The sequence below is a fragment of the Thalassoroseus sp. genome (assembly GCF_984380535.1).
In genome coordinates, this window is record NZ_CFHRBF010000024.1 from 60,422 (window position 1) to 83,478 (window position 23,057).

32 protein-coding genes are annotated in these 23,057 nt (G+C 53.7%); 2 read left to right on the top strand and 30 right to left on the bottom strand.

The window, feature by feature from the left end; translation table 11 throughout:
- Positions 1-4 precede the first annotated feature (4 nt).
- Complete coding sequence (locus AC5DDB_RS27090; protein WP_491742899.1) at positions 5-1,372, bottom strand: protein kinase domain-containing protein; 1,368 nt, start codon at positions 1,370-1,372, stop codon at positions 5-7.
- 448 nt (positions 1,373-1,820) lie between these two features.
- On the opposite strand from AC5DDB_RS27090, the gene AC5DDB_RS27095 reads away from it, so the two are divergent.
- A complete protein-coding gene (locus tag AC5DDB_RS27095; RefSeq protein ID WP_491742900.1) occupies positions 1,821-2,153 on the top strand; it encodes a ribosome-binding factor A in 333 nt (110 codons plus the stop codon).
- 189 nt (positions 2,154-2,342) lie between these two features.
- Here AC5DDB_RS27095 and AC5DDB_RS27100 read toward each other — a convergent pair whose 3' ends face one another.
- The 29 genes from AC5DDB_RS27100 to AC5DDB_RS27240 all read right to left on the bottom strand — a co-directional run bounded on the left by AC5DDB_RS27100 (position 2,343) and on the right by AC5DDB_RS27240 (position 22,858).
- On the bottom strand, positions 2,343-3,044 hold the full coding sequence (locus AC5DDB_RS27100; protein ID WP_491742901.1) for a bL17 family ribosomal protein: 702 nt from the start codon (positions 3,042-3,044) through the stop codon (positions 2,343-2,345).
- Between the two features lie 92 nt (positions 3,045-3,136).
- Positions 3,137-4,162 (bottom strand): DNA-directed RNA polymerase subunit alpha, encoded by a 1,026-nt coding sequence (locus AC5DDB_RS27105; protein ID WP_491742902.1) that lies wholly within the window; start codon positions 4,160-4,162, stop codon positions 3,137-3,139.
- A gap of 147 nt (positions 4,163-4,309) precedes the next feature.
- Positions 4,310-4,690, bottom strand: coding sequence for a 30S ribosomal protein S11 (gene rpsK, locus AC5DDB_RS27110; protein WP_166820760.1), 381 nt, complete (start codon positions 4,688-4,690; stop codon positions 4,310-4,312).
- A 109-nt stretch (positions 4,691-4,799) separates the two neighbouring features.
- On the bottom strand, positions 4,800-5,186 hold the full coding sequence (gene rpsM / locus AC5DDB_RS27115; protein WP_491742903.1) for a 30S ribosomal protein S13: 387 nt from the start codon (positions 5,184-5,186) through the stop codon (positions 4,800-4,802).
- 92 nt (positions 5,187-5,278) lie between these two features.
- Positions 5,279-5,395, bottom strand: coding sequence for a 50S ribosomal protein L36 (rpmJ, locus tag AC5DDB_RS27120; RefSeq protein WP_166820754.1), 117 nt, complete (start codon positions 5,393-5,395; stop codon positions 5,279-5,281).
- 114 nt (positions 5,396-5,509) lie between these two features.
- On the bottom strand, positions 5,510-6,874 hold the full coding sequence (secY, locus tag AC5DDB_RS27125) for a preprotein translocase subunit SecY (RefSeq protein ID WP_491742904.1): 1,365 nt from the start codon (positions 6,872-6,874) through the stop codon (positions 5,510-5,512).
- 158 nt (positions 6,875-7,032) lie between these two features.
- Positions 7,033-7,521: a 50S ribosomal protein L15 gene (gene rplO, locus AC5DDB_RS27130; RefSeq protein ID WP_491742905.1), complete on the bottom strand. Its 489-nt coding sequence runs from the start codon at positions 7,519-7,521 to the stop codon at positions 7,033-7,035.
- Positions 7,522-7,622: 101 nt separating this feature from the next.
- Complete coding sequence (gene rpsE / locus AC5DDB_RS27135) at positions 7,623-8,105, bottom strand: 30S ribosomal protein S5 (RefSeq protein ID WP_491742906.1); 483 nt, start codon at positions 8,103-8,105, stop codon at positions 7,623-7,625.
- A 92-nt stretch (positions 8,106-8,197) separates the two neighbouring features.
- A complete protein-coding gene (gene rplR / locus AC5DDB_RS27140) occupies positions 8,198-8,569 on the bottom strand; it encodes a 50S ribosomal protein L18 (RefSeq protein WP_491742907.1) in 372 nt (123 codons plus the stop codon).
- A gap of 106 nt (positions 8,570-8,675) precedes the next feature.
- Positions 8,676-9,227: a 50S ribosomal protein L6 gene (gene rplF, locus AC5DDB_RS27145; RefSeq protein ID WP_491742908.1), complete on the bottom strand. Its 552-nt coding sequence runs from the start codon at positions 9,225-9,227 to the stop codon at positions 8,676-8,678.
- A 68-nt stretch (positions 9,228-9,295) separates the two neighbouring features.
- A complete protein-coding gene (rpsH, locus tag AC5DDB_RS27150; RefSeq protein ID WP_491742909.1) occupies positions 9,296-9,691 on the bottom strand; it encodes a 30S ribosomal protein S8 in 396 nt (131 codons plus the stop codon).
- A 69-nt stretch (positions 9,692-9,760) separates the two neighbouring features.
- A complete protein-coding gene (gene rplE, locus AC5DDB_RS27155) occupies positions 9,761-10,303 on the bottom strand; it encodes a 50S ribosomal protein L5 (protein WP_491742910.1) in 543 nt (180 codons plus the stop codon).
- An 87-nt stretch (positions 10,304-10,390) separates the two neighbouring features.
- The gene (gene rplX, locus AC5DDB_RS27160) at positions 10,391-10,747 is read right to left on the bottom strand and encodes a 50S ribosomal protein L24 (RefSeq protein ID WP_491742911.1); all 357 of its coding nucleotides are present in this window, start codon (positions 10,745-10,747) and stop codon (positions 10,391-10,393) included.
- A gap of 2 nt (positions 10,748-10,749) precedes the next feature.
- Positions 10,750-11,133, bottom strand: coding sequence for a 50S ribosomal protein L14 (rplN, locus tag AC5DDB_RS27165; RefSeq protein ID WP_491742912.1), 384 nt, complete (start codon positions 11,131-11,133; stop codon positions 10,750-10,752).
- 91 nt (positions 11,134-11,224) lie between these two features.
- A complete protein-coding gene (gene rpsQ / locus AC5DDB_RS27170; protein ID WP_491742913.1) occupies positions 11,225-11,551 on the bottom strand; it encodes a 30S ribosomal protein S17 in 327 nt (108 codons plus the stop codon).
- A 90-nt stretch (positions 11,552-11,641) separates the two neighbouring features.
- Entirely contained in the window at positions 11,642-11,860 is a 219-nt protein-coding gene (gene rpmC, locus AC5DDB_RS27175) for a 50S ribosomal protein L29 (protein WP_491742914.1), read from the bottom strand.
- Between the two features lie 64 nt (positions 11,861-11,924).
- Positions 11,925-12,344, bottom strand: a complete 420-nt coding sequence (gene rplP, locus AC5DDB_RS27180) for a 50S ribosomal protein L16 (RefSeq protein WP_491742915.1) — start codon at positions 12,342-12,344, stop codon at positions 11,925-11,927.
- Entirely contained in the window at positions 12,283-12,984 is a 702-nt protein-coding gene (gene rpsC, locus AC5DDB_RS27185) for a 30S ribosomal protein S3 (protein WP_491742916.1), read from the bottom strand. The genes rplP and rpsC overlap by 62 nt, the downstream gene beginning before the upstream one ends.
- Positions 12,985-13,034: 50 nt before the next feature.
- Positions 13,035-13,376 carry a 50S ribosomal protein L22 gene (rplV, locus tag AC5DDB_RS27190; RefSeq protein WP_491742917.1) on the bottom strand — a complete coding sequence of 114 codons (342 nt, stop codon included), beginning with the start codon at positions 13,374-13,376 and terminating at the stop codon, positions 13,035-13,037.
- Between the two features lie 8 nt (positions 13,377-13,384).
- A complete protein-coding gene (gene rpsS, locus AC5DDB_RS27195) occupies positions 13,385-13,654 on the bottom strand; it encodes a 30S ribosomal protein S19 (protein WP_166821152.1) in 270 nt (89 codons plus the stop codon).
- Positions 13,655-13,718: 64 nt separating this feature from the next.
- The gene (rplB, locus tag AC5DDB_RS27200; protein WP_491742918.1) at positions 13,719-14,576 is read right to left on the bottom strand and encodes a 50S ribosomal protein L2; all 858 of its coding nucleotides are present in this window, start codon (positions 14,574-14,576) and stop codon (positions 13,719-13,721) included.
- A 53-nt stretch (positions 14,577-14,629) separates the two neighbouring features.
- On the bottom strand, positions 14,630-14,956 hold the full coding sequence (gene rplW, locus AC5DDB_RS27205; protein ID WP_491742919.1) for a 50S ribosomal protein L23: 327 nt from the start codon (positions 14,954-14,956) through the stop codon (positions 14,630-14,632).
- A gap of 44 nt (positions 14,957-15,000) precedes the next feature.
- On the bottom strand, positions 15,001-15,657 hold the full coding sequence (gene rplD, locus AC5DDB_RS27210) for a 50S ribosomal protein L4 (RefSeq protein ID WP_491742920.1): 657 nt from the start codon (positions 15,655-15,657) through the stop codon (positions 15,001-15,003).
- A gap of 64 nt (positions 15,658-15,721) precedes the next feature.
- On the bottom strand, positions 15,722-16,459 hold the full coding sequence (rplC, locus tag AC5DDB_RS27215) for a 50S ribosomal protein L3 (RefSeq protein ID WP_491742921.1): 738 nt from the start codon (positions 16,457-16,459) through the stop codon (positions 15,722-15,724).
- Between the two features lie 243 nt (positions 16,460-16,702).
- Entirely contained in the window at positions 16,703-17,029 is a 327-nt protein-coding gene (gene rpsJ, locus AC5DDB_RS27220; RefSeq protein WP_491742922.1) for a 30S ribosomal protein S10, read from the bottom strand.
- A gap of 186 nt (positions 17,030-17,215) precedes the next feature.
- Positions 17,216-18,553 (bottom strand): tetratricopeptide repeat protein, encoded by a 1,338-nt coding sequence (locus AC5DDB_RS27225; RefSeq protein ID WP_491742923.1) that lies wholly within the window; start codon positions 18,551-18,553, stop codon positions 17,216-17,218.
- A 223-nt stretch (positions 18,554-18,776) separates the two neighbouring features.
- Entirely contained in the window at positions 18,777-20,150 is a 1,374-nt protein-coding gene (locus AC5DDB_RS27230; RefSeq protein ID WP_491742936.1) for an MFS transporter, read from the bottom strand.
- A 281-nt stretch (positions 20,151-20,431) separates the two neighbouring features.
- The gene (locus AC5DDB_RS27235; protein ID WP_491742924.1) at positions 20,432-21,538 is read right to left on the bottom strand and encodes a GTP-binding protein; all 1,107 of its coding nucleotides are present in this window, start codon (positions 21,536-21,538) and stop codon (positions 20,432-20,434) included.
- Between the two features lie 135 nt (positions 21,539-21,673).
- Positions 21,674-22,858: an SMP-30/gluconolactonase/LRE family protein gene (locus AC5DDB_RS27240; RefSeq protein ID WP_491742925.1), complete on the bottom strand. Its 1,185-nt coding sequence runs from the start codon at positions 22,856-22,858 to the stop codon at positions 21,674-21,676.
- Here AC5DDB_RS27240 and AC5DDB_RS27245 point away from each other — a divergent pair.
- Positions 22,857-23,006, top strand: a complete 150-nt coding sequence (locus AC5DDB_RS27245; protein WP_491742926.1) for a hypothetical protein — start codon at positions 22,857-22,859, stop codon at positions 23,004-23,006. The two genes, AC5DDB_RS27240 and AC5DDB_RS27245, sit on opposite strands and share 2 nt — an antisense overlap.
- The last annotated feature ends 51 nt before the right edge of the window (positions 23,007-23,057 follow it).

A 23,057-nucleotide genomic window follows, 5' to 3' on the forward strand; every position in this document is an offset into this window, starting at 1 on the left:
AGAATCATCTGCAATACGGCAGCAGTGCAGATCGGAACTCAAGAATCGAAGGAAACCGATTCGCGGGGTTCCGGTCCAACGCACGTTGAATGACGTCCGCTAATCCCTGGGGGATGTCGGCTCGACGTTCGGTAATCGGGACCGGATCATCCTGCAAGATCTTCAACAGTTGCTGTTGGATTTCCGGCGGAAAGTCGTGAATGCACGACTGCGTTAACAAGTAGTAAAGCGTTGCAGCGGCGGCAAACTGATCGACCGGCGGTTGAGAGTCCCGATAATTCGTAATCTGTTCGGGAGCCATGAACGCCGGCGTGCCGCCCGTTTCACCCATCACCGTTAGACCACTCATCCGCGACGACTGATACACACGAGCCAGCCCGAAGTCCGCCAGTTTGACAACGCCGCGACCTTCCACCTGGGTCAGCAACACGTTTGCCGGCTTGATGTCCCGGTGCACGACACCCTTCGAGTGGGCAAAGTCCAACGCCAGCAACAATTGGCAGATAATCGCCACGCCCTGAGCGATCGGCAACGGACCATCGGCGCTTTGCATCATCTGTAAGGCATCTTGACCGCGGACGTACTCCATCGCGAAATACAAGATCCCGTCGGCTTCGCCGACATCGTGAAAAGCCACGATATTCTGATGCTGCAACTTTTGCAGGATTTCCGTTTCTCGGAAGAAGCGTTTGACATCGGTCTCGCGAATCGCCCCGCCAGGACGAATCGTTTTCAACGCAACGACTGAATTGTCTTTCAGCCGAATCGCCGAGTAAACCGTGCCCATCCCGCCCGTTCCCAAGGCTTCGACCAACAAGTAACCTGGGACCGGCTGTGGTTGACTGTAGATTTGAGTCCGATAGTCCTCTGGCAACAGTCGCAACTGAGACGCTTCGAGAACCGGGATTTCGATCGCCACCGTGACGTTCTTGGGCATCGGTGGTGGCGGCACGGGATCGAAGGGAGGATTCGACTTGGCTATGATCGGGTCCGCTGGGCGATTCAGCGGCGGTTTGGGACGTTCGCGTTTCGGCGGAGCGGCTTCGGGTTGTTCTTCCGAATCGTCAGAGATCCGGACCCGGATCAAGGTATGACCTGCTTGAATCAAATCATTGTCGTAGAGATCGGCCATCCCCTCGACACGGTTGTTGTTCACCGTTGTTCCGTTTCGGCTACCCATGTCGAGCAACCGACAATCCGGCGGGTTGGATTCCACCATGAAATGCACCCGCGAGATGAATCGATCTTTCTGCGGGAGTCGAAAATGCGCACAACCGGCTCGGCCCACGATAAAATTGTCGTGTTCGGCAAACGTGAATCGCCGCCCTTTGTGCGGTCCGCCTTCGACGGTCAGGATGACTTGCATTGTCATGACAGTGACGACTCGCCCAACGGTAATAATTAAGGAATATTAAGTCGAAAACGGCCGAAAATGTGATCGGACACCTCGCCGCACATAGCGCTTCGGTGCGGTCTGAACCTTTCCCGATCGTCTTTCCCCGAAAAATCAGTCACAATTTTTCGGGAATTGTATAACATACCATAAGACTCACCAGGATCGCAAAACCTGTTGGCCTTGTGACGCCGATGAAATGACGCCGAACCCTTTTTTCACCAAATGTGTCCGGAAAACAAACCACTCGCTTTATGTGAATCGAGCTTCCGAGCCACCCGTTGATGTCTAACAGTCGTGATGTTTATCCGGTCATTCCGGACGGCTGTCAGTTTATTCAATCGTGTGGTTCGAGTTTGTCGTGAAAAACAATTGGCTGCGGGCTTTGAAAGTTGTTTCTTTCATTGGATGTCCGTTGGAGAGAATCATGGGCAAGAAACTACGTCGATTTGATCATACCGACCGACAAGCCGGGCGGAAAACGTTGCAGCTTTGTCGACAGGTTGAGCGTTCACTCTGCTATGCGTTAGGCAGTGTCGGTGACGATGTGTTGGGGGGCCTTTTGGTGATGTCGGTTGATCCGGCTCCTGATGCCTCACACCTACTAGTCTCCGTCTCGATTTCAGATGACGATGTGCAACCGGAAGAGGCTTTGCAGCATCTGGGAAGTGCATTGCCCCGATTGCGGCAAGAGGTGGCCCGTGATATTCACCGCCGTCGCGTGCCCGAACTCGGTTTCCGCTGCATTAGCAATAACTAAGACTCAAGGCGTTTCCAATTTCTTAACGGCTTCTGCCTAACAGAAGTCGCATTGCAGTCTCATTCTCGCATCGACCGCGATGACATGTGGACGACTTCCAACTTCCCAATTTCTAGATCTGCGCATGAAAAAACCGCTACCTACTTCAGGTAGCGGTTTCTTTATTGCACTCAACTTGACTTCGTGGAATCAAGCTTCTTTTTCTTCGTCGTCGGATGCACTTTCCTCCGATGTCGTTTCTTCGGAAGCGGCCGGTTCGTCCGTGGTCGAAGACTCAGCTTCCGCAGTTTCTTCGTCCGAGCTTGCAGCCGATTCTTCCGTGTCACTCACGACCGGGGCGGAACTGGAACGTGTCGTACGTTGACGATCCCGATCGTCACCCACGAACTCGATCAGAGCCTGTTCGCCGGAATCACCCAATCGCACTGTTGCCAGTTTGACGACTCGGGTGTAGCCACCGTCTCGCTCGAGGTATCGCGGACCGAGTTCGGACATCAGGATTTCCACGGCTTCATTGTCGCGGAGCAAGCTGAAGAGTCGTCGACGGATCGTCAAAGCCGGTGCGATAGCGGCGGTCCACTCTTGCCATTGGCTGGACTCACGCCAAGTTTTCCACTCCGAGCTACCCCGTTCGGCTGATGTGCCGAACTCTTGAGCTTTCTCCAAGTGTGGCTGAGCCCGTCGAGCCAAAGTCACGCACTTTTCAACGAAAGGCCGCAACGACTTGGCCTTCGGCACAGTGGTAACGATGCGGCCCGGATTCTTCGGTGTGTTCTCAGCGTCTTCGTCTGGAACGACCGACTTAATCAAGCTACAAGCCATATTGCGGAACATGGCTTTCCGGTGGGATGAGTTTCGGCCGAGTTTGCGGCCTTTCACGCGGTGACGCATGGCGTTCGATCCGTTGTCTGTAAAACCAAGTCGCGGTCTCTAAACAGCGACTTGTGAAGTGTTCGAGTCAATCTGGCAGAAATCGTGTTGATTTAGGAACCGGCCGGGGCACCGGATTCCGACTGCGGTGGCTTCATACCCAATCGAAGATTCAACGCACTGAGACGTTCTTGAACCTCCAACAGTGTGGTTTCGCCGAAGTTGCGAACGGTCAGCAATTGATCTTCCGTTCGACTGACCAAGTCGCGGACTGTGTTGATTCCTTCCGACTCCAAGCAGTTCGTCGCCCGAACCGAAAGGTTCAACTCCGCTAGGCTTTGGCCAAGCTTTTCTTCCAACTCCAAGTCAATCGGCGTGTAGCCAATCTCCGTGGACATGTTCTTCAGACCCGCTTCCGGCGGCATTTCCGGTCCAGGTTCTTTGTACGTCACGAATGGGTTGAGGTGCTTCCGCAGGATCTTTGCGGCTTCAACCAACGCCATCTCCGGTGTCACCGTACCGTCGGTCCAGATCTCCAAAGTCAACTTGTCATAGTTGGTTCGTTGACCGACGCGGGTATCTTCTTTCGCATATCGCACGCGAGTCACAGGCGAGAAGATCGCATCGAGTGGAATAACTCCGACTTCAGGATCCTTCTCAAAATGCTCCGAAGCTTGCACATATCCCCGACCGTTAGCAACGGTCAGTTCAACGTGAAAAGGAACATCGTCTGTCATCGTGGCGATGACGAGGTCTTTGTTGATCACTTCGACCTGATCGTCGGTGATCACGTCCGCACCGGTGACCACACCCCGTTGGTGCTTCTCGATCCGCAGTGTTTTGGTCGCAGCCGAGTGATTCTTGACGATCAAGCTCTTCAGGTTCAGGCAGATGTCCGTCACGTCTTCCACCACACCAGGGATGGTCGTGAACTCGTGTTGGACGCCTTGAATCTTTACACGTGTGACCGCGCTGCCTTCCAAGCTGGATAGTAGAATCCGTCGGAGGCTGTTACCGATGGTGTCACCGAAGCCACGCTCAAATGGCTCAGCAGTGAAACGACCGTATGTGTCTGTCGAAACGTCTTGATCTGGAACGACCCGACTGGGCAATTCCAAACCACGCCAACGAATACGCATAGAACCCTCGTTGTCTCAAGCAGTTGTTGTCGGCAGACTCTCGTGTGCGGCGGCAGTCAGCGAGAGTGTCGGAAATGGGTTGGCAAACTGCAAAAGTGTTTTCCGAAAACGGTTTTGCCAACGATCATCCGTGAGTGTTGGGTGAAATCAGACGCGTCGCTTCTTCGGTGGGCGACATCCGTTGTGAGGCAATGGGGTGACGTCCTCGATCGAGCGAATGGTGATCCCGTGAATTTGCAAACCGGTGATCGCACTTTCGCGGCCCGAACCAGGACCTTTCACGCGGACTTCCATTTCACGAACGCCAAACTTCACGGCTCGCTCTGCACAAGTTTCGGCGGCTCGCTGAGCGGCAAACGGTGTACTCTTTCGACTTCCCTTGAAGCCGACGGTACCCGCTGTTGCCCAAGTCAGCACATCGCCATTGGCGTCGGTAATGGTGACGGTGGTATTGTTGAAGGTCGCTTTGATGTGAGCGATAGCCTTCGTGACGTTACGCCGTACTCGTTTTTTCTTAACTTTCGCCACAGCGATCAATTCCTAGATGGTCAGTGAGGTCTTCAGATAGCAAGCGGAAGACAGAGGAAAACAAATCTCAAAAACTCGTTGGCCGGGCAATCGGTTTCGATTGCAAGTCTTAGTGCCGCATGTCCTTGACACCTTTTTTCCCGGCGACGGTCTTCTTGCCGCCCTTCCGTGTCCGGGCATTCGTCTGCGTGTTCTGGCCACGAACCGGCAAGCCCCGACGGTGACGAAGACCGCGGTAACAACCAATGTCACGCAACCGAGCAATGTTTTGCCGGGTGACCCGACGAAGAGCCCCTTCGATCGTCAACTCTTTGTCGAGATAGTTGTTGATGTGGGCAAGTTCATCGTCGGTGAGGTCTTTCGCACGCTTCCGAGGATCCAACTGCAAGTTGTGGCAGAGATCCAACGCCGTGCGGTCCCCGATTCCATGGAGATAAGTCAACGCGATATACGTTGGCTTGGAATTGGGGATGTCGACACCTTGCAAACGTGGCATACGAAACAAACTCCTCAAATCCGCTGATGCGGACTATCGTTCTGACAGAGCCTTAAAAACTTGGGAAATCTCGAGCGTCACAATCGTGGGGACTAGCCCTGACGTTGCTTGTGACGCGCGTTGTTGTTGCAAATCACGTAAATCCGGCCCTTGCGGCGAACGATTTTACAACCTTCACAGATACGTTTAACGCTGGCGCGGACTTTCATAACTTCACCAATGAAAAAGTCGACCATTACCTGGTCGCTAAGCGTGGAATCGAGAATTATAAGAATCACGACAGCACTCGGCAACCGTCCGGCACGACAATTGCCGAGATGTCGCTAACTTTCTGTATCAAGCAACCCGGGATAGTTCCGCATGGTCAGATGGCTGTCGATCTTCTGAACCAAGTCCAGGCAAACCGACACCACAATGAGCAATCCAGTACCGCCGTAGAAACTTGCAATCAGGAACGGAATTCCCAGCGAAGTCGCCACAACAGTTGGGATGATCGCCACGATCGATAGGAACGCTGCTCCCACGAAGGTGATGCGAATCATAACTTGTTCCAAGTAGGCAGCTGTTCGAGCTCCAGGACGGTATCCCGGAATGAAGCTACCGTAATCTTTCAAATTGTTCGCCATATCCTTCGGGTTGAAGGTAATAGCGGTCCAGAAGTAGCAGAAGAAGTAGATCAGCGCGATGTAGAACATGTTGTAGAGATAGCCTCGGTCACCGAAGACCGACGATGCTAACTGCAAAAACGTGTTCTGTGGGAAGTAGCTGGAGAGTTGTCGAAACACAATCCAGGGGAACATCAACAAGCTCGATGCAAAGATGATCGGCATCACGCCGGCTTGGTTCACTCGTAGTGGCAAGTGTTGACGTTGTCCGCCCATCACTCGACGACCACGAACGTGCTTCGCGGACTGAATCGGGATTCGTCGTTCACCCTTAGTGATCGCAACTACCCAAACTACCACGAAGACAAACAAACCGCCGAGAAGTAGGAACCGTTCGATCCCGGTATCGCTTCCGAGCGCCAAACTTCCCTTCTCGTACGCTGGTCCGATCATTGCACCCGCTGCGGATGGCATGCGAGCGAGAATACCAGCCATGATCAGCAAGCTGATCCCGTTCCCGATACCGAAGGCATCGATTTGCTCACCGATCCACATCAGGAAAATTGTCCCGACGGTCATGGTGATTGTTCCGGCGATCAAGAAGAACGGAGTGTCAAACCCCGCCATGATCAAACCACCGCCGGACCCGAAACCACCACGAAGTTGCTGGAGCCAGAACCAACTCTGGAACAAACAAATCACAACGGTGGCTAAACGCGTATATTCATTGATCTTACGACGACCAGATTCACCTTCCTTCTGAAGTTGTTCGAGCGGCGGGTAAACGCTGCCAAGCAACTGGAAGATAATGGACGCCGAGATATAAGGCATAATCCCAAGCCCGAAGATCGTGCTGTTGCCGATGTTCGAAGCCGAGAAGAGAGCTACGATCTGCATGACTTGACCAAGGCCGCTTTCGCCACCTTCGGACATATCTCGCATGCGATCAACAAGCTCTTGCTGATCGATAAACGGCAAGGGAATGTTAAATCCCATGCGGTAAATCGCCAGCAATCCCAGCGTCAACAGAATCTTCTGTCGAAGTTCTGGGATTTTGAAGATGGTGATCAATCTATCCAACATGGCCGAGGTCCTTGCGGCGTGCGATGCGGTCACTCATCGTGCGCGACCGGCTTGGTTCGCCAAATGTGATGTCAGTTGGTGTTCCAGTTGTTCGCACCGCGGCGAACTCCCTTTCGCGGAAACTGTAACGGACTGGCGAAAATTCCACAATTCCGTGATCACGAACCGCTATCTGCTTTGTCAGTTTTCTCAGATTTCACGGCCAGAACCTCAACGGTTCCGCCAGCGGATTTGATTTGCTCTTCAGCGGACTTGGAGAAGCGATGAGCTTGCACGGTGAGTTTCTTGGAAATCTCACCTTTGCCCAAGACTTTCAATACGGTGTATCGACCGCGAAGCACGCCTTTTTCTTTCAGCGTTTCCGGGTTGACAGTGTCGCCCGCTTCGAAGGCTTGTTCGAGCTGAGAAATATTGACAATCACCACATCCGTGGCGAATCGGGCGTTGCTGAAACCGCTTTTGGCGATCCGCCGCATCAAAGGCATCTGACCGCCTTCGAAACCGGTTCGACGTTTCGAGCCCGAACGGCTGAAGTAACCCTTATGACCGCGGCCAGAAGTTTTACCGTGCCCGGAACCGGTCCCACGACCGATCCGCTTCCGTTTTCTATGCTTATGGATTCCCTGATGGACGTCGTTGAGAATCATGAGAACTGTTCACCTTTCAATGTCGTGGGTTCTGTCTCGCAGAGACATGAATCATATGGGTTCTTCATGTCGTCGGCAGACATGGAAGACTGAAAGTCTAACTAGACTTCCACTCCTCGCAAGCGAGCCACGTCTTCACGGGTTCGCAGTTGTTCCAAAGCGTTAAAGACCGCTTTCACCAAATTCATCGGGTTCGTTGAACCGAGGCTTTTGGTGAGAATGTTCGTAATACCCACCGATTCCACAACCGATCGCACGGTGTTACCGGCGATGATCCCGGTCCCCGGTCGAGCGGGCAACAAGAGCACTTTCGAGGATCGGTACGTACCGACGACCTGGTGCGGGATGGTCGTGTCGACAACCGTCACGCTGGTCATGTTCTTGTTCGCAGCTTTGGTGGCTTTCTCGACCGCCAAAGGAACTTCGACCGCCTTGCCATATCCCCAGCCCACACGACCGTTGCCATCACCGAGGACGACTAAGGCCGTGAAGCTGAATCGACGCCCACCCTTGACGACGCAGGAACATCGACGGATCTGGACGACCTTTTCTTCCGAGCTTTCGTTGCGATTTTCTTGAGCCACGTCTTATCTCCAATACAGCCCGGATTTCATCAGGCTTGTCGGTCGATTTCCTACGATTTGCGACTTCGGCGATCGATGGTTGTAGGGTTCTGTTAAAATTCCAAACCGGCTTCACGAGCGGCATCCGCCAAAGCAGCGACACGTCCGTGGTACCGATACGGTCCGCGGTCGAAAACCACTTCTTTGATGCCCTTCTCGATAGCTCGATCCGCAATGGATTTTCCGACTTTCGCAGCCGCCTCTTTGTTACCGGCATGTTTTCCGGCACCGTAGAGGTCCTTTTCAATCGTACTGGCTGAGACTAATGTCTTGCCTTCCACATCGTCAATGATCTGGGCGTACATATGATTGTTGCTACGAAAAATCGATAGTCGCGGTCGGCCCACTGCTGAGCGTCGAATCGCGTTGCGAACCCGAAAGGTTCGTCGTACCTTGGCCTTGGCAAATTTTTGCTGAGCCTTCACCGTGTTTACCTCCGATGATGCTCTCGGATGATTAAAATGTCAGATCGAAATTGAAAACTGACTGTAATTGTTCTGGTCTATCTTTCCGGCGATACAACTGCGAGGGTTATTTACCGCCCGCAAATGCTTTCCCGGCTTTCCGTTTGACGTGTTCGCCTTGATAGCGAATGCCTTTACCTTTGTAAGGTTCTGGCGGTCGCACTTTACGAATGACGGCGGCAAACTGACCACAGGCCTGTTTGTCGGCGCTTTTGATCACGATGTGCGTGTTGTCGGGAAGTTCACAGACAACTCCCTGGGGCACGCGAAGTTGAACGGTATTGGCGAAACCGACGGACAAGTTCAAGACGCCATTGGAAAGCACGGCATTGTAACCAACACCTTGGATTTCCAATCGCTTCTCGAACGGAGTTTGTACGCCGAGAACCATATTGTTCAACAGGCTGCGGGTCAGACCGTGCAATGCTCGGTTTTCCCGTTGATCGTTCGGACGCGAGACCGTCAATTCCCGACCGTCGGAGTCCCACGCCACATCCATGTTAGGATGCGGGTTGAGACTCAACTCGCCTTCTTTGCCTTTGACTTTGACAGTTCCGTTCTGAACGGTGATGTCAACACCCGCAGGCACTGAGATAGGTTTTTTACCGATACGAGACATGGCTCGGTTTCCGTTGGCTACCAAAAACGTGTTTCAACCTGACGACTCGGATCATCGAGTCGTCCGTGTTACCAAAGCGTGCAAAGCACTTCGCCGCCGACGTGTTCTTTTTTCGCTTCGCGATTGCTAAGGATGCCCTTCGGGGTCGAGAGAATGCAAATCCCTAGCCCTTGGAGAATCTCCGGCATTTCGGAAACTTTTGTATAAACCCGCCGCCCTGGCTTACTGGTTCGTTCGAGATGTTGAATCACCAACTCCCCGTTCGGGCCGTACTTCAACGTGACGCGAAGCAGGTTCTGTGGGTAGTTTTCGATAATCTCGTAATCCCAGATATACCCCTCACGCTTGAGGGTATCTGCGATGGCGGCTTTCTGCTTCGATGCTGGAATGTCCACAAACGGACGCTCAATGGCGATCGCGTTGCGAATTCGTGTCAGCATGTCAGCAATGGGGTCGGTCATCATGGCGGTTAGAGTCCTTGTCGAATCGAGAGCGGCCTGCGGTCCGCGGTGGTCTGTGACTCGTGCGTTCCGTTACAGCTCTCGGAGCGGCAGGCCGAGTTCACGAAGGAGTTCACGCCCTTCCTCGTTGGTCTTCGCAGAAGTGACAAAAGTAATGTTCATGCCTTGCACGTGTTGAACGGCGTCGGCGTTGATTTCGGGAAATACCAGTTGTTCGCTGAGGCCCAAGCTGTAGTTGCCATTGCCGTCGAAAGCTTTCGGGTTGAGACCGCGAAAGTCGCGAACTCGAGGCAATGCCAACCGGATCAAGCGTTCGGCGAATTCGTACATTCGGCCGCGTCGCAAGGTCACCATGCAGCCGATTTGCATGCCTTCTCGCAGCCGAAACTGCGAAACCGACTTGCGAGCTTGTGTGATCTTCGGCTTCTGCCCACTGAGTTGCGTCAAGTTGGCGACGGCTTCCTCAAGGTGTTTCGAATCCTGAATGGAACTTCCGACACCCATGCTGATGACGATCTTCCTCAGAGACGGCACAGCATGCACGTTGGTGATGTTCAGTTTTTTCTGCAACGCTGGAACGATTCGTTCGCGATATTCTTGCAGGAGTTGAGACATGGCGTGACTCAAATTTCTTTCGGACCAGACCACTCAGGAAATATAATTGCAACTGAAATTCAGTTGTGCTTGACTATTGTTTCGTCTCTAGGACTTCTTCGCGTACTGCGCTCGCGGCGGACTAATCGTTCCAGCCGAAGCGTCGCACTTCTTGCAGAAGCGTTCTTTGCTGCCGTCGTCTGTGTAGCGGAAGCCGACTCGTGTCGCTTGGCTACAAGATGGGCAGTAAAACATTACGTTCGATGCTTGGATCGGACGCTCAATTTGGAGTTGACCGCCTTGCGGACTTTTGGGATGACCCCGTTTAACGTGCTTAACAGCACGATTGATTCCTTCGACAACCAAACGCTTCCCACCGTCGAGAACTTGCACGACGTTGCGAGGAGTACTTGAGGCCGAGTCGCCGGCAATCACGACGACAGAATCACCACGTTGAATTTTCATGGTCACACGACCTCTCTAGCTTGGCTGATAATCTTCATGAACTTCCGATCTCGCAGCTCACGAGCCACAGCACCGAAAATCCGAGTTCCGCGAGGATTGCCGTCGTTATCGACAAGCACGATCGCGTTACGATCGAACTTCACGTAACTGCCGTCATCCCGACGAGTCGCTTTCTTGGTACGAACGATCACGCCACGGGTGACACGTTGAGCTTTGTTGCGTTTGTCGGTGAATGGGCTGCCCGGCAGCGCTTTCACGATACTGACAACCACAACATCACCAAGACCGGCAAACCGCTTTCGGGAACCACCGAGAACTTTGATACATTTCGCAACTTTGGCGCCGGTGTTGTCCGCGACGTCCAATTCTGTTTGCATTTGGATCATTGAATGACCTCTGAAGACTCAAGCAAAACTCAATTGTCGGCTTGAGACGTTATGGACTCTTGAAAGCCTAGTATTAACAAATCGTTGCGGACTACTCGGCGACCGATTGTTCCGCGGCTTCGCTGGACTCTTCGTCCCGCTCACCAGGGGCAGCAACTGCATTCGGATCGACAAGAACACCGCCCCGGCGGATGACCTGGACGAGTTCCCAACGTTTCTTCTTGGAATGTGGGCGAGACTCGACAATTTCGACCACGTCCCCTTCCTGAGCTTCTTGATTCTCATCGTGGGCATAGCAGACCGTGCGGGCGCTGACGATCTTGCCATACTTCTTATGACGATAAAGTCGTGCGACATCAACACGAAGCGTTTTCTCATTTTTTGCGCTTCGAACTGTGCCTTGAAGTTTCTTTTTCATCGTCTTCTATTCCGACTGTGTGTCTGACTCAGGGGTTGATCACGATCAGTAATGTTGGTAGTGAATCGCTTCGACTATGCTGGTTGCAAACTAGCTTTCAGAGCCAGTTGTCGCCCCTGCAATAATGCGTTCTTGTTGAATCGTTAAGATTCGAGCGATCTCACGACGTAACCGTTTCATCTGGCTCGGTGCATCCAACCGCTCAGTCGCGGCTTGAAACCGAAGATGAAAAAGTTCCTCGCGAGTTTCCTTGAGCGCGAACTCCAACTGTTCGTCGCTCATGTCTCGCAATTCGGCTGCCGTACTCATTGATCACGCTCTTTATATCTGTTGGATAAACCAAACGATTCCGAATTGATAACTAGTCCGTCGCTTAGACTGTTTGCTGTCGTCCGACAAGTCGCACTTTCAAAGGCAACTTGTAGGCAACACGAGCAAAACAATCACGTGCGGCATCGTGCCCAACGCCGGTCAACTCGAACAAAATCGTTCCCGGCTTGATGACCGCCACCCAGTGGTCCGGTTCACCTTTCCCTTTACCCATCCGAGTTTCCAACGGTCGAGCCGTAACCGGCTTATCCGGGAAAATGCGGATGTAGAGTTTCCCTTCGCCACGAACATATTGAGTTGCCGCGATCCGGCAGGCTTCAATCGTGTTCGCTGCGATGTGACCTGGTTCGAGAGACTGAAGGCCCCACTCGCCGTAAGCCACGGTATTTCCACGAGTCGCGTTACCTTTTATGCGACCTCTTTGAACCTTGCGGTGCTTGACCCGTTTGGGCATTAGTGCCATCGGTATTCTCCTCGTCTGCGTAGTCGCCGAGATCGATCCAAACTTTTACGCCAATAATACCTTGAGCCGTCTTCGCGGCGCAAAAACCGTAATCGATATGTCGTTGCAGCGTCGACAACGGGATCGATCCGCGGCTGGCTTTCTCGGTTCGGGACATTTCCGCCCCACCCAGTCGGCCGGCCAATTCCACTTTGATTCCGTGTACCCCGGACTCCATCACTTGATCAAGCGACCGCTTGAGCGTGCGACGGAAACTTCCGCGTTTTTGCAGCTGTTGTGCGATGTCTTCGGCCACGAGGACGGCACTTCGGCTGGGGTTGTTGATTTCGTTGATTTTCAGTTCCATACGGCGACCGGTCAGGTCTTCCAACTCGGCTTTGAGTCGGTCGACTTCTTGACCTTTGCGTCCGATGATAATCCCCGGACGAGCCGTGAACAGGTGGACGACAACTTGATCGCGTGTTCGCTCGATTTCGATTTTCGGAATGCCTGCGAACTGATATTTCTCTTTGATGAACTTACGGATCTTGAAGTCTTCGATCAGTAAGCCGCCGAATTCTTTCTTCGAGGCGTACCACCGGCTGCGATGCGGCTCGGTGATGCCGATGCGAAATCCTGTCGGGCGAACTTTTTGTCCCATGGGATATCCTTGTCGGAAAGTCGGGTCGACTTTGTATGTTTCGTGGTCGGTTAGGTGCCGGGGATTTCAACGGTCACATGAATGTGACTGAAACGGTGTCGTTCCAGGTACGCCATTCCACGTGCCCGCGGACGAATCCGCTTATACATTGGTCCGCCATCGACACGGCATTCGCTCACGATCAGTGAGGAGTAGCCGCGAGTGCTCTTTTGTTCGGCATTCGCCACAGCACTTTTGACGACCTTTTCCAAGAACCGTGCTCCACGGTTTGGAATGTATTGCAGCACGTTGATCGCTTCCTCGGCCGACTTGCCACGAATCATATCCGCGAACGGTCGCACCTTGGTTGCCGAGATCCGGGCGTGTCGATGTGTCGCTCGATATTCCGCCATGTCGACTCTTACCTTTTGCCTTTCGCCCCGTGTCCACGGAACGTGCGAGTGGGAGCAAATTCACCGAGTTTGTGCCCGATCATCTCTTCCGTCACATAGACGTTGATGAAGGCACGACCGTTATGAACCATGAAATTGTGGCCGATGAAGTCCGGAACGATGGTGCAGGATCGCGACCACGTTTTGATTGCGTCCTTTTTGCCACCTTCGTTCATCCGCTCGACTTTCTCAAGCAGTTTGTCGTCAACATAGGGGCCTTTTTTCTGCGAACGGCTCATCCAGTCATCCTCTTGTTCCACCCAGTTTCAGAATGTGATTCGCTTAAACTCAGTCGTCGTTCAACTATGTCTTCAGCACGCCATAACGACGTGATTTCCGCCGTCGAATAATCGCCTTTGACGAAGCCTTCCGACGCTTCCGCGTTTGGCCGCCTTTGGCGAGTTTCCCGGTTGGACTACACGGGTGACGACCGCCGGAGTTGCGACCTTCACCACCACCCATCGGGTGAGCGACTGGGTTCATCGCGGTTCCCCGAACGTGGGGGCGACGACCCAACCAACGCTTCCGACCCGCTTTACCGAGACGGATGCTCGAGTGCTCTGAGTTTCCAATTTCGCCGATTGTTGCTCGGCATTTTGCCGGCAATCGTCGAACTTCGCCGGATGGCAAAGTGATTTGTGCCCACTTGCCTTCCCGAGCGTTAATGACAGCCGATGTTCCCGCGGCTCGGCAGAGTTGTCCGCCTTTGCCAGGTTGCATCTCGATATTGTGAATGGTCGTGCCGGGCGGAATCGATTCGAGCGGCATGCAGTTGCCGACGTTCGGTTCGACTTTCTCGCCACTGACGATCATCGTTCCGACTTCCAGCCCTTTGGGGGCCAGAATGTAACGCTTCTCACCATCGACGTAGTACAACAACGCGATGCGAGCGGATCGACAAGGATCGTACTCGATGTAGGCCACTTTGGCCGGGACGTTGTCTTTGAGCCGACGGAAGTCGATGATTCGGTATTGGCGTTTGTGTCCACCGCCACGGTGACGTGCAGTGATCTTGCCTTGATTGTTACGGCCGCCTTTTTTCTTGTAGCGGACCGTCAGCGATTTTTCTGGACGCTTCTTGCGGTCAGTGATCTCGGCGAAATCACTGACGGACGCATTCCGTCGACCGGCGCTGGTGGGTTTGTAAACTCGAATGCCCATGGTTAATTCCTATCAATCCGCAAGTAACAAAGATCGCCCGGCGGTGATGTTTCCTAGAAGAACGAGATTCGATCGTCTTCGTGGAGTTCAACGATCGCCTTCTTCCAATCTTTGGTTTTTCCCTTGCTGATTTTGTGTCGTCGCGGCTTTCCTTTGCGGGTTTGTGTACGAACCTTGGCGACTCGCACTTCCCACAACTGCTCGACGGCCTTTTTGATGTCAGTCTTGGTTGCCAACGGATTGACAGCAAAAGTGTAGGCGTTGTATCGCTCGGAAATGTGCGTGCCTTTTTCGGTCACGAGCGGACGCAGCACGACTTGGTACGGTTCCAAAGCCGGACCCGATGTCGTCTCTTCCGTTTGAGCTTGTTCCGTTGACATGTTCAATAGCCTCGTCAATTCTTAAGCCGAATTGGTCGGTCGATTTAGTTGGCGGCTGCCGGTTCTGCTTGTTGAGCGTGAGTGTTGTTGCGGATCGCGTCGATCGAATCTTTGGTGATCAGCAATCGTTTCTGTCGCAACAATACGTACGCGTTCAGGTCGGATGCCGGCATGATCTGCAGGTTTTCCACGTTCCGAGCCGACAGGTACGCCGTCTTGTTGTATTCGGGAACAACGAGCAAGGTCGAGTCATTCGCGAGTCCGAGCGACTTCAGCATCGTTGCCACTGGTTTTGTCTTAACTTCGTTGAGTGTCAATTCACTCAGTACTACAGCTTCGTCGTCTTGGAACTTGCTGAGCAAGGCCATTCGCATGGCTTTTTGCAGAGCTTTTCGTGGAAGACGGTAGTAGTAGTCGATCGGCTTTTTCCCAAAAGCGTGACCACCACCACGACGAGTAGGTGTTCGTTTTGTCCCGGCACGTGCACGACCCGTTCCCTTTTGGCGGAACAGCTTCTTGGTGCTTCCTCGGACCATCCCACGCGATTTCGTTTGCACCGTGCCTTGACGACGATTGCGTTGGTACATGACCACGGCATCGTGCAAGAGTTGCTTACTGATCGAATCGGCGAGATCGGCTCCGTCGAACTCGTAAGTTCCGACGCTTGAGCCATTCATGTCGACGATGGGCAGAGAAATCATGCCACAATTCCAATTTGGTGTTTCAATATCCAGTCAAGAAACCAAAGACCACATTAGCCAATGACTAAACAGCTTTCTTAGGTCGCTTCAGTTTCGTTGTATGTCGCACAACCACGTATCCGCCTTTCGGGCCAGGGATGGCACCTTTGACGAGAATGGTGTTGTTCTCAGGGTCGACTTTGACGACTTGCAAGTTTCGGACAGTCACGCGAGCATTACCGTATCGACCGGCCATTCGCGTTCCCTTGAGAACTCGCGAAGGGTCGGCACTCATCCCGATCGAACCCGGGTGACGGTGCACACGTTTTACACCGTGCGTTGCCCGTTGACCGCTAAAGTTGTGACGCTTCATAACACCTGCGGTCCCGCGACCTTTTGAGTTGCCAATGACGTCAACCTTTTTGAGCTCACTCAGGAAATCGGCAGTCAGTGTTTGGCCAACCTCCAACCCGTGATCTTCACCGTCGGTGCGAAACTCTCGCACGAACCGCTTGACTTCGGTTTCAGCTTTGGCTGCTACCTCGACACCAGCTTGCTGACGTCGTTCTTGTCGCTTACTCTTGACGTCCGATCGAACGTGACCACGAGCCGCTCGTGAAGGTGATACGACTTGATCACCTTTCTTCTTAAGCGGGGCGTCGTCAAATCCGATTTGGACGGCTTCGTAACCGTCTTTATCTTGAGTGCGAATCTGCAAAACGACACACGGGCCCGCTTCGATGACGGTCACCGGGACGATTTCGCCTGCTTCGTTATAAACTTGCGTGTTGCCAACCTTGCGGCCCAGAAGCCCTACCGGCATCGCACTAACCTTCCGATGAGAATACCTGTGTCACGCACACATTTTGTGCCACACGGGTCTGTTCAGAAACAGTTGTTGTAGAGTTTGAGTTTCTTGCACCCAAACTCACTGCTTTAGCCCAAGCGGGACAGTCGTCCTGCTGGTTGAGTTAAGCAATCGACACAGGCTCGCCATGCGAACTGGTCTCGATTATCGCAGGCTAAATACCTCTGGCAGAGCAGAGACAAAAGCCTCAAGACGACATTAGTTGCCGCCAGTTGTTGCCTTGATTTTGATATCCACACCAGCTGGCAACGACAGCTTGTTCAAAGCGTCGATGGTTTTGCCTGTTGGTTGCATGATATCGATCAGACGCTTGTGCGTCCGGATTTCGAACTGCTCACGCGATTTCTTGTCGATATGTGGTCCACGAAGAACCGTGTATCGCTCGATTCGCGTAGGCAACGGGATCGGCCCATGGACGATCGCGCCTGTTCGTTTTGCCGTGTCTACAATGTCAGATGCGGACGTGTCAAGCACGGAGTGATCGTACGCTTCCATCCGAATTCTAATACGCTCACCGCCGGCCACAGGTTATGCCCTCTGAGTCATTGTGGTTGATGTGGAGTCGCCGATTTGTGAAAGGCGAGTCTCACGAAAAACTCCCCCAAATGTGGGGGAGGGATGTTTTTAATCTGGTGCTCGCTTGTTGTCAACAATGCGAGTCTAACTTTTGTGAAATTGTGGTGTTTTTGCGAAAAATGTCCGAACCTACCGTTAGTCGTTACGGAGCTTGAGGTCCATTTCGGAGAGTTTGGCACGGACTTCGTTAAGACTGGTCACACCGAAGTTACGGGTTCCCAGAAGTTCGTCTTGCGTCTTGTGGACAAGTTCGCCGATGGTCGTGATGCCGAGTCGGCTCATACATTTGCGGGCCCGTACGGACAAATTGAGCTCTGAGATCGGTTTGCCCAAGACGGCCTGCTCCTGAGGAGACAGGTTGACTGTCTGTGTTGGCGCGTACGGAGTTGGGGCTTCTTTTTTCTTGTTGATGTTTTGGCCGATCATCAAGCCGTGTTGGCTCATCAGGTCGCGAATTTCGTGAAGACTGGTCTCCCCGAAGTTCTTTCCGGCCAAAAGTTCGGCCTCGTTGATCCGGGTGAGATCGCCAAGGCTGTAGATATTCATGTTTTGGAGGCAATTGCGGGCGCGGACCGACAGTTCGAAGTCGGTAACCGGGCGGTTGAGCAACTGTTCGACGCGGGCTTGCTCGCGAGCCTGCTCCTCGTCGTAGTACATGTTGCTGGTGGCTTCAATATCCTTCAGGTAAAGCTGAGCACGTTCGTGGTTGGGCTCTACCGACAGGATTTGCCGAAAACAGTACGCGGCGGCCGGGTAGTTCTCGTTGTCTTCGTAAAGCAGTCCGAGGTTCAACAACGCGCCGAGATAGTACGGCGGCTTGGACAAGGCTTGCTCATAGAGACGGATTGCGTCGTCGTCGTTCCCGCGAAGGGCGTTTTCGGAGGCCAAGCGGAAAAGCGCACGCGAGTGGTGCGGTTCCATGTCGACGGCTCGCTCGAAATACTCGATTGCGCCGAATGAGTCTCCGCGATCCGAAAATACACACCCCTTCTGGTAGGAGTATTCCGCCCGGCCGGCGGCTTCCGTAGCGACGCTTTTCAAGATGTCGTCGGCTTCGTTGACCCGGCCGGTTTGACGAATGACGCCTGCTTTTCGCATGGTGCATTCGATGCGGTCTTGCCCCAGGCTGGCGGCGCGATCGAATCGTTCCGCCGCTTCCGGGTACCGTTTCAGTGCCGATAGGGCCACGGCGTGGTAGAACACGGCGAGTCCGTCGTTTTCGACCTGAGAAAGGTAGCGGTCGGCTGCCGGGTGGTCGCCGAGCAAGTACGAAATCACGCCGACTTTGGCGAGAAGTGCCTCGCTGGGAGAACCGGATTCTTCGATTTCGCGTTTGAGCGAGCCAAGGTGCTGGCGGACCTCGATCGATTGTGGGCCGGCGATGGCCTGTTCGAGTAAATCAATCTCTGCCGGCCCAAATCCAGACGGGTCTTGGAAAAGCTCTTGGATGTTCATTGGCTCTGCGACAGGCACGGGGTGGTCCTAACTCAAAAACGGGAGTGTCGACGATATTCGCCGATTGGAAGGCGATCGTGGCCACTCGGGACGCGAACACAACAAGCCCCGATCGTCGGATTTGAAGTGACGACGGGGCGATTTTTTACAAACGATTTCCAAAATATAAATTGCCGACGAAATCCTTGCAACTCACTTGACGTGCGTCTCCGTGTTAGTTGCGGGTCGGATGTCGTGATTTCTAACAAGCCTTCGATGCAGTCTGAGGCTGGTTCGACGACGTGGCGGCATCGCGTTCGGAGGCAGTGTTGTCTCTTAGAGGCGGATAGCTCCGGTACAGGCCGATCGGAAATCGCAATACTCGAAATGGTGTCATACCAATGAGTTGCGTAACGACTTCGCGTGTGCTTTGGGATTCGGTTTCGCGGACGCTGCGAACAAGCGGCACTGCGATCAGTCGCAGAAGGATACTAGCAAAGAACGCAACATGGAACGCAGTGAACGTTCGCCCGTTGACCTGGATGTTCATCTGACCCAACGCGACGATGACAATTCCCGTGGTAATTGCAGTCGCTCCACCTGCCAAACCAGCCACCGCGGTTCCGGCTGCAATGTACATGGTACGGTTTGCGGCGGGCGAATTCTTCAGAAGAAAACCGTTCGTGGCAATCGCGACACCTGCGTTCAGGACGGCATCGATAATAAATACCGGCACCAAAATCCAAAATGCAATTTGGGGGTCTCGCGGTAGGAATATCAGCGCAATCATGTTGAGCGACTTGAAGGCAATGCACAGAATCAGTAACGGACGATTGCCGACCCGTTCACTCAGGTGTCCCATTTTACCGCACAACACTGCTCCCCCGCCCCAAGAGCACGTCCATAGCAGCATCACATCCTGAACCGTCAGGCCGATATGTGTCAGCAAGAAATACGAGATAAACGGGGCCCCAGTGTTGGCGGCCACCTGCCAGAAACTTGTGAACGCGATGAAGGAACGGAAGTTTCGGTCGCGAAACGGAGCGGAAAGTACGGTTCGCAGTCGCGGAATCGGCATCGGAGTGACGGGCGGTTCCTCGATTTTCAAGAAGATCAGGAGATCCGCGATCCCGAAGGCTGCACCTAGCAGCAAGTGAATCGAGAATGCATACCGCGTGGTGAGACCGCTGGTGGCAAGGTGAATCGCCCCCGCGAGCAACGCTAACGCACCGGCCCATTGCATCCAGAACTGACGGGAGCCCCAAATCCGGTTGAGGCGTTCGCGGGGCAAGTAATCACCCATCCACGAAAGCCATAACGGCGAGCAAAAGTGAAGCAACAGATGGTTACTCGCGGACAGCCCAACGAATAACCAGAGCCATGTGGAGTCAGCCAAGCGTGGATCAAGCCAGGTTCCGATCGCTAGCGGGATAAACAAGCTGCGTTGAATGATCGCAACCGTCAGCCACAGTTTGCGTCGGTATCTCAGGTGATTGGCAATTACTGCTGCCAAGAACTGGGTAAACAGTGTCGCTGCCGGCAATGCGCCTAGCAGGCCAATGTGGAATGCATCCGCACCGAGTGACCGCGCGTATTCGATCGTCGTTGAAGACATTGTCAGTTGGGTGTATATCATCCCCAAGCAGCCGGCGAGGATGATTCCAGTCTGAGCTTGTCGTTGATTCCACAAAGGTAATGATCCAGAGGTAGGGAATCTTGAAAATCCAACTCGGTCGTCGAGTTTGAAGCGGTTCATGTCGTTCCGCGACATGTGTTGTCTCGTGGGAACGTGTCATCTGTTCGGTGTGACACGTCGACCGCGGACACGCCAGGCCGATGTTTGGCCTGTGCGGGGAATTTACCGAGTCGGAAGGATTTTCGCGAGACCGATTCTCCGGTCAACCACGTATAGCTGAATTATGTCGTTGCGGGATAACGATGCGTCGGCACCGGGCGGCCAGGTCGGAAACTTTGCGTTGATCCCGGTTCTGTGGTTAACCCGTTGGCGGAGGTCACGTTGCGAACGGCATCGTCGACGATTTCCTGGAGTGTTTCCGGGGCGATGGCCACTCGGGCGTTGATGACTACGTCCGCTCCGGTGGTTTCTGCATGTGACGGCAGAGAAAGTTCACTGTTCACATCGCTGCCGACGAGATTGGCCACGCCATACGCTCCCTCACACAATCCGATCGCCTTCAGATGAGCGGTTTCCGCACCGGCCGTTTCCAATCGATCACGAAGCGACTGCACAACTTCCAGCAAAAATTGATCGAGCGAAAACGCTGTATCTTTCGAGATCTTCAGGCTGCTATTGAGCCAACCGAGTTCGGCTTCACCTTCAGCGTAGATGTCGTAGTCGAGTTGCAAGACCCGGCGAACGCCCTGCCCGGGTTTGTTGAGGTGTTCGACTAACTCGTCAAAACCGTCGCCGTTACGAGCGGAAATTCTCAGGATCGGGGCGTCGGGTTGTTCGGCTTTGAGGAGTGATTCCAAGTGATCCACGTCTTCCGGCGCAAGTTCGTCGACGCGATTGATCAGTAGTAAGTCAGCTTCCTCCAACTGTTTGCGGAAGATGTATTCCGCCTTGGGGGAGAATCCGCGTGTGCCGGTGCCTTCCAAGATACGTTGCCCGTGATTGGGTTTCAGAATCACCGCATAAGGCGCGACTTCGAATTTGTGTTCAAAGAGTTTTTGGAGTGGCAAAACGACGGTGGCAACCAGATCGGTACAGCTTCCGACCGGTTCGGCGAGGATCACATCGGGGTGGTTCGCCTCTTCAAGTCGACCAACGGTGTCGGTCAATTCGTTGAAATTACAGCAAAAACACGCCCCCGCGACTTCGCCAACATCGTACCCCTGGGAACGCAGCATGTGCGTGTCAACCAGGTCGGCGGCTTGATCGTTCGTCACGATTCCCACATTCAAGCCCTGGTCACGGTAGATCTTCGCCAGTCTGGAAATTGCAGTGGTTTTTCCTGCTCCCAAAAAACCGCCGAGCATGATGTAGCGAATTTTCTTGGCCATGTGGGTCACTCTTAAAGATTCTGAAGAACGTAAGAATGTTCTTTCTTCTATCCAAGATCCCGCCGGATGACAATCCATCAGAGCGGGACCTTCACGTTGGGTGCGGGTGTCAGCCAACGTGTTCTGTCACGGGAATCAGGTAATGTGGGCACCTTGGGTTTCGACGTACACCGCATAGACCGAAGTACTAGCGGTCATGAACAGTCGATTCCGTTTCGCTCCACCGAAACACACGTTCGAACAGATCTCTGGCAACCGAATCTGACCGATGCGTTGTCCGTCTTCTGCGGCGAAGACGTGCACGCCATCGTAACCATCGCCGACCCATCCCGCACTGGACCAGATGTTGCCATCGACATCGCAGCGAATGCCGTCGGCTTGACCGGCGACGACAATTGGTTCGTTTTCCCATTTCCCGCGATTCGGACCTTCGAACGGTGCGGTCTTCACATGTCCGGTTACTAGCTCCATCGAGGCAAACACGCGACCGTTCGCCAATTTCTTGCCGTCGACAACATCCCACACCTTGATTTCCTTCTTCGCTTCCGGGTAGTGCGAGGAACCGGTATCGGCGACATAGAGTTTCTTGTAATCCGGCGAAAAGCACAGGCCGTTGGGTTTGAAGATTTCGTCGGTGACTTGCTCGACTTTCATCGTTTTCGCGTCGATGCGGTAGACGGCTTCCTTTTGGTTCGGCTGAACGGAACCGGTGTCGGCTTTGTTCCCTTCGTAGTTCATCAGGCTGCCGTAACCGGGGTCGGTGAACCAGACGGCTCCGTCTTCGGGATGCACGACGGCATCGTTCGGGGCGTTGAATTCCTTGCCGTTGTAGGAATCGGCCAGGACGGTGACGGAGCCGTCGTATTCGTATCGCACGACCCGTCGGTTGCCATGTTCGCAGGAAATCTGGCGGCCTTGGAAATCGAACGTGTTGCCGTTGCTATTGCCAGACGGATAACGAAAACGTTCGCTGACATGCCCGTCTTCCGCCGTCCAGCGGAGTTGTCGATTGTTCGGAATGTCACTCCAAACAAGATACTTGCCGACGCCATTCCAAGCCGGTCCTTCCGCCCAGAGCATGTCTGGACTGTGATAAATCCGCTGAATCGGCGTATTGCCCAGGGCGTATTTCTTGAAGCGGTCGTCCAACGTCACGATGTCCGGATCGGGATACCGCACGGGCGGTGCATCGGGGCCGTAGTCTCGTCCCAGGACCGACTTCGCCGCCAACAACCCGCCAGCTGCGGTTGCTAACCAAGTTCGACGATCAAACGACAAGGAACCTTTCGAGGTGGTCGACTCTTCCGAGGAATGTTGCATGAGCGGCTCCGCAGGTGCGTGGTATTCGAATGTGGAATTGGTTTCGAATCAGCATAACGTGATCCATTGCGAACGTCGAACGAATGACAGTGAAGCTGGGTTGACGGGTTTGAGTTTGCGAATTATTCAAGTTCTTCCGGTTCCGTAGACGATAACGAATCTGGATCGATGCGCACCCGGTGTTTCGTGGCGTATATGA